The sequence below is a fragment of the Paracholeplasma brassicae genome (assembly GCF_000967915.1).
Classification (GTDB): Bacteria; Bacillota_I; Bacilli_A; order Acholeplasmatales; family UBA5453; genus Paracholeplasma; species Paracholeplasma brassicae.
In genome coordinates, this window is record NC_022549.1 from 1141930 (window position 1) to 1154679 (window position 12750).

The 12750-nt window shown below is 36.3% G+C and carries 10 protein-coding genes; 2 read left to right on the top strand and 8 right to left on the bottom strand.

All coding sequences use genetic code 11. The features are described 5' to 3' along the window. Positions 1-70 precede the first annotated feature (70 nt). The gene (locus BN853_RS05315) at positions 71-2638 is read left to right on the top strand and encodes a hypothetical protein (RefSeq protein WP_030004930.1); all 2568 of its coding nucleotides are present in this window, start codon (positions 71-73) and stop codon (positions 2636-2638) included. A 179-nt stretch (positions 2639-2817) separates the two neighbouring features. Next, complete coding sequence (locus BN853_RS05320) at positions 2818-4881, top strand: alpha-amylase family protein (RefSeq protein ID WP_030004931.1); 2064 nt, start codon at positions 2818-2820, stop codon at positions 4879-4881. Between the two features lie 38 nt (positions 4882-4919). Here the strand turns inward: BN853_RS05320 and BN853_RS05325 are convergent, their stop codons facing one another. From BN853_RS05325 to BN853_RS05360, 8 genes are all read right to left on the bottom strand, one after another. Next, positions 4920-5741: a prephenate dehydratase gene (locus tag BN853_RS05325; RefSeq protein ID WP_030004932.1), complete on the bottom strand. Its 822-nt coding sequence runs from the start codon at positions 5739-5741 to the stop codon at positions 4920-4922. A gap of 139 nt (positions 5742-5880) precedes the next feature. Then, entirely contained in the window at positions 5881-8511 is a 2631-nt protein-coding gene (gene adhE / locus BN853_RS05330; protein ID WP_030004933.1) for a bifunctional acetaldehyde-CoA/alcohol dehydrogenase, read from the bottom strand. Between the two features lie 153 nt (positions 8512-8664). Continuing rightward, a complete protein-coding gene (locus BN853_RS05335; protein ID WP_030004934.1) occupies positions 8665-8994 on the bottom strand; it encodes a YolD-like family protein in 330 nt (109 codons plus the stop codon). Further along, positions 8987-10255 carry a Y-family DNA polymerase gene (locus BN853_RS05340; protein ID WP_030004935.1) on the bottom strand — a complete coding sequence of 423 codons (1269 nt, stop codon included), beginning with the start codon at positions 10253-10255 and terminating at the stop codon, positions 8987-8989. Before BN853_RS05340 ends, BN853_RS05335 begins: the two co-directional genes overlap by 8 nt. A 317-nt stretch (positions 10256-10572) precedes the next feature. Beyond that, a complete protein-coding gene (locus tag BN853_RS05345) occupies positions 10573-10830 on the bottom strand; it encodes a GlsB/YeaQ/YmgE family stress response membrane protein (RefSeq protein WP_030004936.1) in 258 nt (85 codons plus the stop codon). Next, complete coding sequence (locus BN853_RS05350; protein WP_030004937.1) at positions 10821-11603, bottom strand: AAC(3) family N-acetyltransferase; 783 nt, start codon at positions 11601-11603, stop codon at positions 10821-10823. The genes BN853_RS05345 and BN853_RS05350 overlap by 10 nt, the downstream gene beginning before the upstream one ends. Continuing rightward, positions 11603-12136, bottom strand: a complete 534-nt coding sequence (locus tag BN853_RS05355; RefSeq protein ID WP_030004938.1) for an NUDIX domain-containing protein — start codon at positions 12134-12136, stop codon at positions 11603-11605. Before BN853_RS05355 ends, BN853_RS05350 begins: the two co-directional genes overlap by 1 nt. A 70-nt stretch (positions 12137-12206) precedes the next feature. Continuing rightward, entirely contained in the window at positions 12207-12656 is a 450-nt protein-coding gene (locus BN853_RS05360) for a MarR family winged helix-turn-helix transcriptional regulator (RefSeq protein WP_030004939.1), read from the bottom strand. Positions 12657-12750: the final 94 nt, after the last annotated feature.

Sequence of the window (12750 nt, forward strand, 5' to 3'; positions counted from 1 at the left end):
AAAAATGTATAATGAAGACAAATTAGTAATAATCTAATTGAAAATAAATCAATTTCTTAAGGAGGATACTATGAAAAAATTGATGTTTGTGCTTTTATCAGTCTTTGCACTCTTTAGCCTTTTTGGTTGTGATGAAAAAACGGGCGATCCAACACTTTCAAGCCCACAAAACGTAACAATCGAAAATGGCGTTGTCACTTGGCAGTCCGTTGAAGGGGCTACTTCCTACCGAATCGTCGTTGGAACTAGTTCATTTACAACAACTAATACCACATTTGATTTAAAACAAGTAACCATTCCTGAAGGATCACATAGTGTATCGGTTATTGCTTTAAAAGATAAAACTGTTTCAAACCCATCATCGTCTGTCACATACACTGTAACGCTTGATACAGGTGATTTGTATTCGAGACTTCTGAAACTAGTAAATGAATCATATGAACCAGAAATGAGTTTAAGTGATTTTAATAACGACCCAAGTCAATATGAAGCTTATCTACAAATGTCACTCATGATGAACTCAGTTGCGTTATCGATGACTCAAACCGATTTATCTGAAACTGATGCTTACAACATGGTTAAACAAGTCTATGAAATGCCACAACGTATGCAACAAACCATAAGCATCCGTGATTTAATGACTGAAATCAATGACTTAAGTGCGTACGGGATGAAATCGACTGATTTTTCTAACGTAGCGGTTAATTTAATGATGACCTTCATTGGAATGAACCGCGATCGTGCTGAACATGAGTTTCAAACGCAAAGCGTGGTGTATCAACAACAAGAAGATGCATTTCTTTTAAAATACCCAGCGGTTGATTTTTCTTCGATATCAGAAATATTCATGCCTTATCTCACACCTGAACAAGAATCCCTTTTCATGGAATTCTTCTTACCTGAGTCTAACGTTGAGGCAAAGATGGATTTTGTCTATTATACTTACTCTGAAATCCTAAATCAAATCGAATACAACTATTTTTATGATGATGGCAACCCATACTTCAGTTTATTCTTTGATGTATTCGTCCAAATCAAAGCTAGTGACCTAACTTTATATAACTCATTAAAAGGTTACGATCACCCAATGAGAGCATATTTTGACTACTTAATGGATTCACAAGATCTAGAATATAGTCATTCGTACCTCACACAGTTAGAAACAAACTTAGCCATGATGACATCAATCATCGATGCTATAAGTGAAAATGAAGTCATGTTTAAAGAAGTCTTTTCAGAGCTATCTAGCTATTTAAACACCCTCTACAGTTCCATTCCAGAAAGTGTGTTTGATCAACTTGCAAACATCGAAATGGCACTTGAAATTTCTGAAGCTATTTTAATCAAGAATGAGCTGCTTGATGTGTTAATTACCACATTACCTGAGGAAGAAACATTCATTAAGTTCTTCACATTAATGGACTTAATGGCACAATCTGTAAGTGGTGTTCAAAGTAATAATACTGAAACAGAGATCGCTGTTGTTGCAAAAATAGAACGTGCATCAATTGATCTTCTTCTTAATATCTTAGTTGAAGTTACAACCGAGGACGTGATGGCCATATTAACACTTCAAAATGATTTATATGAAACCGTCACAATTATTGATGAGTATTATCAATACGACGAACAAAAAATAAAAGTTGATGTGTTATTCGAGCTTGTGAGTTATGTACTAAATTTCCTAGATGATTCAATGATCACACATGAAGATAAGGTCATCTACCTTGAAACCTTACTTCAATCTGAAGCTTTCTTAAGCCTTCAAAACAAATCAATTGAACTTCTACTACAATCACTAGAAAACCAAGAAATGTACCCACCAGAAATGGTGATGTTACTAATTGAATTAAGTGAGTCAAAAGATGACATTATTGCCGCACTTGATTTATTTAAAACACTAGGTATCGCATTTATTGATGAATTTAGACTTACAAACGGCAAAGCAATTGCTGATTTAATCCTATTCTTAGATGAGCCACAAACGGTCATTGATGCCGCTTTCTATGAGGAGTTAGAAGCTGTTATCTTTGGCATTAGGGAATATCATGAGATATTGTTCTCTCTAAATAGTGTTGAGAATATCGAAACAGTCTTACGAGCCATAAGAGTACCATTAAAATCAAGTATCCTCAATTCGATGATGCCAACAACCGATTTTGACGTTGCCTACGAGCGATTAGTTCCATCCTTAGCTTCACTCATTTATGAAATTGCGATACTAGAAAATGACTTATTTGCCTCATTGGATCAAGCTGAAGTTGCTTCAATGATCAATACCAATGTATGGCAAATCGAAGACCCTGAACTTCTTTACAGCGTCGTGTTCATTCTTGTGGTCGACAATGCGCTTACTTTAGCAAATAAAGAACGATTCTTAGAAATCATTACTAATTTGTTTGACACCTTACTTAAAGATGCGTTCATTTTAGAAATGACTAATTCGACCGAACAAGCCATGGACGAGATGCGTCTTGAAATCTCAAATTATTACAGCGATTTATTCGATGAACTAGATACTTTAGCACTTCTTGATTTTTCAAATATGACTGAAACAGAACGTCAAAGTGTTTATTCATTTCCTGCGCGTATGTTCAATTTTTCAGAAGGGATAATGCCTCCGATTGAACCAAATTAATTCTAAGTAACGATTGTTTAGAAGACACTGCCTTTGGTGGTGTCTTTTTTTACGAAATATAACTAGTTAAAATTTTATAATTCCTAACTTGTGTAAACGCTTACTTCTTTTTCACATTATATATAAAAGAACGGCGATATGGTGTTATAATGTAAACTGTATAGATAGGAGTTTATAATATGTCAAAAATACTAAAACTTAGAGAGGCACTTGTGAAGAACAAACCAAGTTACCCTTTTAATTACGCAATTCCAGATTTATTCAATTTATTTGGTCATGACCCAATCACTCGTTTAAAAAGTGGTGAACACTTAGTAAATCCTTTTGATTACTTGATTGACTTAATTGACCATGTTTTATTAGATAAATACGAATCACTTCCTGTTCAATCGCTTTCTTCAATTAGAAATGAACACCACAAGTTCGGTGGTGACTGGATTATTAAATCAACGGTATATTCCATGATGATTCGTACCTCTTCTGCTTGGGATCACGATCGAAATGGTTACATTGATGAAAACAACGTTTACCACTTAAAAGAAACAGGTACGTTCTTAAAAACACTGATGCTTCTTCCAATGTTGAAGAAGATGGGTGTTGATACCATTTATCTCTTACCTATTTCAAAGTTCTCATTAAAGAATAAAAAAGGTGAGTTAGGTAGCCCATACGGGGTTTCGAACTTTTTTGAACTTGATTCATCCCTATCGGATCCAATGATTGAAAATGACTTAAGTTTAGATGAACAGTTCCAGGTTTTAGTTGAAGCAATCCACACCTTAGGCATGCGCGTCATGATTGACATCATCCCAAGAACCAATGCCACTGAAAATGATTTAATCATTGATCATCCAGATTGGTTTTATTGGATTAAATCTGCCGATATGCCAAAATATAAACCACCATACGTCCATGAGCTACTCGAAAAAACGGTTTCACCTGTGAGTAAATACATGCCTACGGTTTATCAATCAAAAGAAGTTTTAGATCACATTTCATTATTCCAATTTGATCCGAAAACTCAAGATAAAGAACTATGGAAAAAACTTGAGAAAGAATACCGTAAGAATGGCGGTTCGATTTTAGAACTGATCGATACCTATTACGGACTTACCATCGCACCTGCTTTCTCTGATCACATCAATGATATTCAACCACCTTGGACCGATGTTACCTTCTTTAGAATGTATCTCGATCACCCAAGAGACAATCAACAATATTTAACCGATCAAAATATTCCACCTTACATTTTATTTGATACCATCAAATCAAATTTATACCCTGGAAACAAGCCAAACACAGCACTTTGGGATACTTTAGCAAATATTATCCCTCACTACCAAAAAACTTATGGCATCGATGGTGCTCGTATTGACATGGGTCATGCGCTTCCAAAAGAGCTCGTTGAACAAATTATCAGTACTGCTAGAAAAATCGATCCTGACTTCGCGTTCATCGCTGAAGAACTAAACCCTGACAACGCAAAAACAGCACGTCCTATGGGTTATAACATGATCATAGGCAACGGTTTTTCAATGGAACATAAGGTGTTTGAAGGTAATCTTCACCGATTCATGTATGAATCCGTCTTGCTTGATTGCCCTGTCTTTGCCTGTGGTGAAACACATGACACACCAAGACTAGCTGCTAGAGATGGCGGGCAAAACTTGAGTAAGTTCTTAACCGTTATGAATATGTTCATGCCAAATGGTGTGCCGTTTATAAATTCCGGTCAAGAGGTTTATGAGCGTCAACCAATGAATACGGGTATTGACCCTAGACCAAACGAACTTTATATGTTAGATTCAAGTGATCCATATTACATGAAACTTGCACTATTCGATAAATTTGCCATTCATTACTTGAATCATATGTCAAAAGATATCCTTGATAACCTATCCAAAGTAAGTCCAATTAGACAAGCTTATTTGGATGTCATCACAAATAAGAAAAACTATCTTCCAATTAGTTTTACTGAAGGTTATAATCCAATTGGTTTTGCGTATGAAGCAAAAAATGAAATACTTTTAATCGTTGGTAATGCGAACCCATACGAAGCTCAACACACCAAAGTCGATTTAAGACCAATTCGCGAAAAATTCAATTTGGTTGCAAAAGAGGCCAAACTACTTTATGCCATGCATGAGTTAGAACCTCGCATGTTCTTTGAATTCGATGAAAATGGTAACCCTTATTTCTTCATGGGTGCTGGTGAAGTCAAAATTCTTGTCATTCAAAAATAATCAAAAAAAGAGAGTGTAAAATCTCTCTTTTTTTTGATTCATTCTTCTATTTTTTTGTATATCCCTAGAATTTTCAATTGAAACAAACGCTCTATTTCATTAATTTTTTGAAGTTCATTCGTGAGTTCATTGGTTAAGTATAGCTCAATAAAAAAATGATACGTACCAATTTGATTTTTGGTTGGTCTAGACATAATCGAAATCAATGACATGTCTCTTTTGGCGAACTCTTTTAAAATCTCATAAAGTAAGCCTGGTTTATCCTTACCTACGTTGATTAATAAGGTCACTTTTAACGTTTGATATAAGTCATAAACAGGATTATCACGTCGTTTGGTTAAAATTAAGAATCTGGTGTGGTTTGAATGCGTATCTGAAATATCTTTTTTAATCATCCAATGTTTGTTGTTTACGGTTAGATGTGATGGAATAATCGAAGCGGAATCCTCGTCTTGAAGCATTTTCTCATACGATTCCGAATTACTCTCCGTGGTGATGATCTCGGTATCATTTAAGGATTCAATTAAATTAAGGCATTGATTTTTAGCCACGTACTGAACATAAACCCGTCTTGGTTTATCTACTCTCTTAACGTAGTTGAATTGAATATCTAACGTCACTTCATTGATAATTTCAATGTCTTGTTCAATTAACAAATCCATGTGTTGGTTCACGTATCCCTCAAGCGTATTTTCAAACGGCAACACCGCATATGTGATTCCTTCATCCAAAGATTTCACTACTTCTTTGGTTGTTTTGTAGTATACTTTTTCAAAGTCACTACCTTGTTTTTTAATAAACCGACTGGCCGCTTGTTCACTGTAGGTGTCTTTTTTCCCAAGAATTGCAATTGTTGGCATACCATCACTCTTTCGTTTTGTTATTTATTATACGCTAAAATACGGGTATTTCAACTAGGTAGTGAAAAAAGAACGTTTATTGCCGCTTAGAACTGACAATAACGTTCTTTTTTCTATGTTTAATTCTTTCGGAAGAAAACTATTTTGTGCCGTGGTATGCTTTGATTAAAATTTCTTTCATATCAGCTACCATCGGTAATCTAGGGTTTGCAGGGCTGCATTGATCTTCATAGGCTAAATACGCGATTTCATCGACTGCGGCCATGAATGCTTTTTCTTCAACGCCTTGAGCTTTAAATGACATATCGATACCAATCGAGAGACCAAGTTCATAAACCGCTTTTGACAATGCTTTTACACCTTGTTCAGTCGTTTCAAACTTAAGCCCGATGAATCTTGCGATATCCGCGTATTTTTGATCGGCAACGTAGGATTCGTATTTTGGCCAAGTTGACAGTTTTTGTGGGCGTGTGCCGTTATACTCGATGACGTACGGCAATAAGATGGCATTGGTTCTACCATGAATTAAATGAAATACCCCACCGACTTTGTGTGCCATTGAGTGGCTGATGCCTAAGAACGCATTGGCAAATGCCATACCAGCAATGGTCGATGCGTTGTGCATTTTTTCACGAGCAACTGGGTCGTTTTTACCATTATCGACACTGGGTTTTAAGTAGTCGAAGACAAGTTTGATTGCCTGAAGTGCTAGTGCGTCTGTGTAGTCATTTGCAAGCGTTGAAACATAGGCTTCAATCGCATGTGTCAAGACATCCATACCGGTATCAGCGGTTACACTTCTTGGCAGACTCATCGTCAATGACGGGTCAATAATTGCGACCGTAGGTGTCAATGAGTAGTCCGCTAATGGGTACTTTTTATTTTCTTTTTTATCGGTTATAACCGCAAATGGTGTCACTTCACTACCGGTACCTGAGGTCGTTGGTATACAAACCATTTTTGATTTTTTACCAAGTTCTGGGTATCTAAATGCACGTTTTCTGATGTCCATGAACTTTTGTTTCAAATCATCAAAGTTAACGTCTGGGTTTTCATAATATAACCACATAACTTTAGCTGCATCCATCGGTGAACCGCCACCTAAGGCAATAATTGTATCGGGTTCAAACGATTTCATGATTTCATAACCCCTAAGCACTGTTTCAATGCTTGGGTCTGGTTCGACGTCACAGAAGAGTTGAATGCTTACTTGGTTGCGTCTTAAATTCAATTGATCAGTTACGCGATTAACGTAACCTAAATCAACCATCTGACGGTCAGTCACAATAAATACTCTTTCCATCTCACGCATTTGTCTTAAATACTCGATGGAATCTCTTTCAAAGTAAATCTTGCTTGGGACTTTAAACCATTGCATATTATTTTTTCTTCTGCCTACTTTCTTGATATTTAGTAAATTGATGGCGCTAACGTTATCACCAACTGAGTTGTGTCCATAGGACCCGCAGCCTAGTGTCATCGATGGAATAAACGCATTATAAACACCGCCAATACCACCAAAAGTTGCTGCGCTGTTATGGATGATTCTAATTGCAGACATTTGTTTAGAAAATTTGTCAACAACTTCTTGATTATCACTATGAATCACCGCACTATGACCTAGACCATTGAATTCAACCATGTGTCTTGATATACGGATACCTTCATCACTTGACTTGGATTTTAATATGGCAAGCACTGGTGATAATTTTTCACGAGTGAGTGGCTCATTTATACCCACTTCACTACAATTCACACCAAGAATTAAATGCTTTTCTGGGATGTCAAACCCTGCCTCATTAGCAATCCATTTGGCTGATTTTCCAACCACGTTTGGATTTAACTTCGCTTGGGAATACTCGTCTTTTTTAGAAACACCAAACATAAATTTTTCTAATAACGACTTTTCTTTGGCATTACAAATGTAAACCCCATACGACTTGAATTCATTGATTACTTCATCATAAACTTCTTTATCAATGATCGTTGCTTGTTCAGAGGCACAGACCATACCATTATCAAAAGATTTTGACATCACAACATCTGCCACAGCACGTTTTAAATTCGCTGTTTTTTCAATGTAAGCTGGGACGTTCCCGGCACCAACACCAAGCGCTGGTTTGCCGCATGAATAGGCCGCTTTAACCATTGCATTACCACCGGTTGCTAAAATAGTCGCAACGCCTTCGTGGTTCATAAGTAAGTTCGTTTTTTCCATTGTTGGTACTTCTATCCACTGAATTGCATGTTCTGGAGCACCAGCAAGAAGGGCAGCTTCATAACAAATTTTCGCAGCCTCCATGCTTGATTTTTGAGCACTTGGGTGGAATGCAAAGATAATTGGGTTTCTCGTTTTAAGACAAATCAATGCCTTAAATAACGTGGTTGCTGTTGGGTTAGTCACAGGTGTGATACCACAAACAACACCAACTGGATCAGCGATTTCAGTAATGCCTTTGACATCATCCTCGCTAATTATACCGACGGTTTTTAAGTGACGCATGTGGTTAATTACATACTCTACGGCAAACAAATTCTTTGTTGCCTTATCCTCAAAAACACCTCTTTTTGTCTCGTCGACAGCAAGTTTAGCCAAACTACCATGGGCATTTAGGGCTGCGACTGAAACCTTCGCCACAATATGGTCAATCATCGCTTGATCGTAATCATAAAAAGACTCAAGCGCCTGCTTCGCATTTGCGACTAAACCGTTAATCTCATCCGTGGCTGTAAAAAGTGCCACGTCTACTGACTGTTGTTTTGGTTGCATTATATTCAATTTCCTTTCGATTTCTACACCTTCATTATAGCCAGGACTTAATTAGAAAAAAAATAGAAAGCGTTTTACTTAGATATGTAAACGCAATCATATTTTTCATAAAACAAAAAGTTGTAAAACCGCGTTTTAAAGGTAAAAACGCAATCAATACAACTTAATATCTAAGATATTAGAAACGTGGAATCGTTCACTAGTGTCAAGGGTTATTTGTTTGTAAATAGGATTTGTTTTAATAATTCGTCCAAACGTCTCTTTTACGTAGCCGTCAAAAAAATAGACAATAACAACTTCAAGATCTTCTTCAATTGCTCGTCTCATAAGATACTCAAGTTCTTCTTGTTTTTGTTCGTCGACCATTGGTTGATTTTTTTTTGCTCGCTGATACTTCATGTTTCTTATGACGTCATGATAGCCAACAAGTGCATCAAATGGTCGCCATTTAATGATCCCTCGATCAACATAATAATCAGGCATTGTGTCCACCAATCATTTCATTTCGTTTTTTAATTGTCGAACTCTCTAAACCACTCGATGCCCTTAAAACGCTATTTTTTCCATACTTATCCTTGATTTCATCAACCGCTTTATGAACTTTAGTTTCATTGATTTCGATGTCAATATCTTCAAACAAGTTAAGCTGATACGCATGATTCGAACACATTTGACTAACCGAAATATGCACTTTTCGAATTGGAAACCCTTCATAAAATTCATTTAACAGACCCAAACAAATCTCATAAATCTTCGTGGGACTAGCGGTTGCAACCTCTATGGTCTGCTGCCTAGAAAATCCACCACCATATGCCTTTGAGTACCCGATTCCAAATGAGATAGTTGATGCTTGTTTTTTCGCCATCCTTAAACGTCTTGCCACGTCATCAGCCATTTCTCTGATCACTTGAAAAATATCAGGCACGTGATAATCGCGATAAAGTGTTTGTCCAATCCCATACGACTTATTCTTTGGTGAGCTAATTGCGTCTTTATCTTGAAGGATACTCATATCAATCCCGTGGGTATGATAATAAAGCTCCTCCCCTAAAACACCGTATTTTCGCTTAAGTTTTTTTACGTCGTAATTTGCAATATCCCCTATCTTGTAGAGGCCCATTTGGTTTAAATTGTGTAGCATCCGGTGGCCAATACCCCACATTTCACTTAATGGTTCAATCGGCCAAAGCTTTGTCTTAATGTCATCATAACCCCATTTTGCGATAAAATCCGGGCTTTTTTTAGATTCGATATCTAACGCAAGTTTTGCGATCAACATGTTGGGGCCAATCCCACAAGTCGCATACAAATCAAGCTTATTTTTAATGGCTTTTAAAATGTCTTTCGCTAGCTCAGCGTCCGTCTTCTTATAGTAAGACAAGTACGAGGTTAAATCTAGAAACGCTTCATCAATTGAATAGACAAACAAATCCTCTTCTGAAACATAATCCAAGTATATACTAAGGACTTTTGAAGCATATTCAAGGTAGGTTTGCATTTGAGGTTTACGGTAAATAATCGAAATATTGGTTGGTAATTCATGAATTCGACAGCGACTTTTAACCCCGAGCGATTTCAAATAAGGACTAATCGCAAGCACAACACCCCCACCACCTCTAGAGCGATCGGCAACCACAAGCGGTGTTGTAAAAGGATCAAGACCCAGTAAGCTGCATTCTACCGATGCATAAAAACTTTTTAGGTCGATACAAATAATATTTTTATGTAATTGATAGCTTTGCATAAACTCACCTCCAAGGTGTCTAAATTATATCAAAAAGAGTCTTGTTAAATACACTCAATTTTACTTGTTTAAAATGAAAGTAAACAAGCATTTTCAGTCAGAAAAACGGCAATTGCCGCACCTTGGCCATGCCTCTTTGTTTTTATTTTATCGATACCTTAGAAAAATCGTTTTAGTTTGTTTTAAAAAGAAAAAACGCTCTGTGTAGCGATTTTTTAGTTTAAAAATAAGAACATCGACTGCCTTTGTTAGAAAATATATTTACATTTTACTTCAAAAAAAAGCACTCGTCTTATGACAAGTGCCTTTAGAAAAATTTATCGTCTTTTTCCAGTGATAAAATTAACAATCCAAAGTAAAATTACGGAGCCAAATATTGCAATGACCAAGTTACGAATTGAAAACTCTGTGATTTTCCCAAAGCCCAATTCAGAAGCGATGAAGCCCCCGATAATTGAGCCCAGTAATCCAACAATAACATTGGCGATAATCCCCATTTGTTTGTTATTTTTAGTAATCATGCTTGCAATCCAGCCTGCAATACCACCAAAAATGATGAATCCAATTAATCCCATTTTATACCTCCTTCATATGGCTCATTTGAGTCAAACAGACGTCTGTCCTGGTCAAGCAACTTTTCAATAAACGTCGATAACTCATCTGCTTTCATTTTTCTTACAACGGCATCACCAAATTGATAGAATTCAATCAATTTTTTTTCAATTAACAATGGTTCAATTCGGTCAAAGTTTTCCGATAGATGCGGAAATTCTTTTGTGTAATGTTTATGAAAATACCTCTTTAAAATTTGATCTTCTTTAACAAGTTCAAAAAGAATCGGTTCTTTTGTTAAACGATTGGCGATTTCTTTACGTTCTTCAATCGAATGAATAAATGTATTTCGCATTTGTGTGACACCAATTAATAAAATATAACCCTTAACGTCTTTTAAGCGCCCATAAACCCCATCTTTTGGTGTGGGTGTCGTTTTATCTTCTTCACCCTTAATATAACTACTAGCTTTTTTCCCAGAAGCTACTACTGAGTGCGTTGGGTGCAAGCTTCGATGAACGTCACTTCTTTTAAGCATCATATTGGGCAATAAACCAACACATGCCTCTTCTTTTTTTGGATCAAATCGGTTGTTTTGTTCATCCATAGTCTTCCACGTGTGTGCAGGCAACATAAAAACACCTTCTGAGAAATAAGAACAAAACGCGTCTAGTACGGTTTTTGCCCCACCATCGACATGTCCGATTGCTTTCATTGAGGTATGTGCTAAGATGTGATCATCGCTGTTTAACCCCATGGCCTTTAGTTGTTTTTTAAGTGATTCTAGCGTATGCATTACTCGCCTCCTAAAAATGAGTGGTCGTTTAAAAACGTCATGACACGACTGACTAAGTCTTTCGAATTCTTATAGGAAAGCACTTGGTTCATTTCACTTGCCTTAACCCACAAAACTTCTTCAATGTCTTCGTCGTGATTTGGTATCGTAGGCATAAACCCATCAACAATAAATAAATATGCGTAAATCTCTTTTTTTACCTGAAATGCTTTGAATCGATCATGAAACTCAATCAAGTCAATACGAAGCGTTTCATGATTGAACTGATAAGAAAAACCAGGTATTTCAGTTAATAAATTTTCTTTTGAAAGTACGACCCCAACTTCTTCTTCGGTTTCTCTAATCGCCGCTTCGAGGTAGGTTTCATTTACCTTTACATGGCCTTTTGGAAAATCATAAATGTGATTGAAGGTTCTCATCACAAGAAAATAAGGTATTTTATCTGCCATAGTAACCACGACAGCCATTGCTGATATTTCAAATGAGACACCATCTTTAATAATGATTAGATCTTTTTCCACTGTTTTAGTCACACAAAACCATCCTTTATAAATATTATGTTTATTATAACATGCAAGTATGTATTTTTTACCAAAAAAACACCTAAGAGGACGACTTAGGTGTTTCATCTAAAACATGAAGCAGTTCATGAAGCGAATCAAGCAATCGCTTCCCGTCTTTTGGATCTGCATTAATACTGCAAAGAAGCGCCTCAGGTACCTTAACTAAGGACTCTTTTAATAAAACACCTGTTTTTGTTAAACGAATAAACACTTGTCTTTCATCTTCTTTACTACGCTGTCTTATGATATAGCCTTGATTCTCTAATTTTTTTAATAAAGGTGTTAATGTACCCGAATCCAAATATAGCTTGTGTCCTAACTCTTTAATTGAGACTTGGTCCTGTTCATATAACGCAAGCATCGTAATGTAACCCGTATAAGTTAGACCATAGGGATCTAATAAACTCTTATATCGCTTAATCACTTCTTTAGACGCCACATATAAGGCAAAACATAATTGATTATCCAACTTTAATAGATCACTTTTCATCGTCATGCACCTCGTTATCTTTTATACAATCTAATTGTATCAATAATCTTTTAATTAATCAAGTTGACAACCTTGCAAAAATGGTATAAAATTA

Coding starts and splice junctions, on each gene's coding strand:
- BN853_RS05315 (WP_030004930.1), top strand. CDS start 71: ATGAAAAAATTGATGTTTGTGCTTTTATCAGTCTTTGCACTCTTTAGC.
- BN853_RS05320 (WP_030004931.1), top strand. CDS start 2,818: ATGTCAAAAATACTAAAACTTAGAGAGGCACTTGTGAAGAACAAACCA.
- BN853_RS05325 (WP_030004932.1), bottom strand. CDS start 5,741: ATGCCAACAATTGCAATTCTTGGGAAAAAAGACACCTACAGTGAACAA.
- adhE (WP_030004933.1), bottom strand. CDS start 8,511: ATGCAACCAAAACAACAGTCAGTAGACGTGGCACTTTTTACAGCCACG.
- BN853_RS05335 (WP_030004934.1), bottom strand. CDS start 8,994: ATGCCTGATTATTATGTTGATCGAGGGATCATTAAATGGCGACCATTT.
- BN853_RS05340 (WP_030004935.1), bottom strand. CDS start 10,255: ATGCAAAGCTATCAATTACATAAAAATATTATTTGTATCGACCTAAAA.
- BN853_RS05345 (WP_030004936.1), bottom strand. CDS start 10,830: ATGGGATTAATTGGATTCATCATTTTTGGTGGTATTGCAGGCTGGATT.
- BN853_RS05350 (WP_030004937.1), bottom strand. CDS start 11,603: ATGCATACGCTAGAATCACTTAAAAAACAACTAAAGGCCATGGGGTTA.
- BN853_RS05360 (WP_030004939.1), bottom strand. CDS start 12,656: ATGAAAAGTGATCTATTAAAGTTGGATAATCAATTATGTTTTGCCTTA.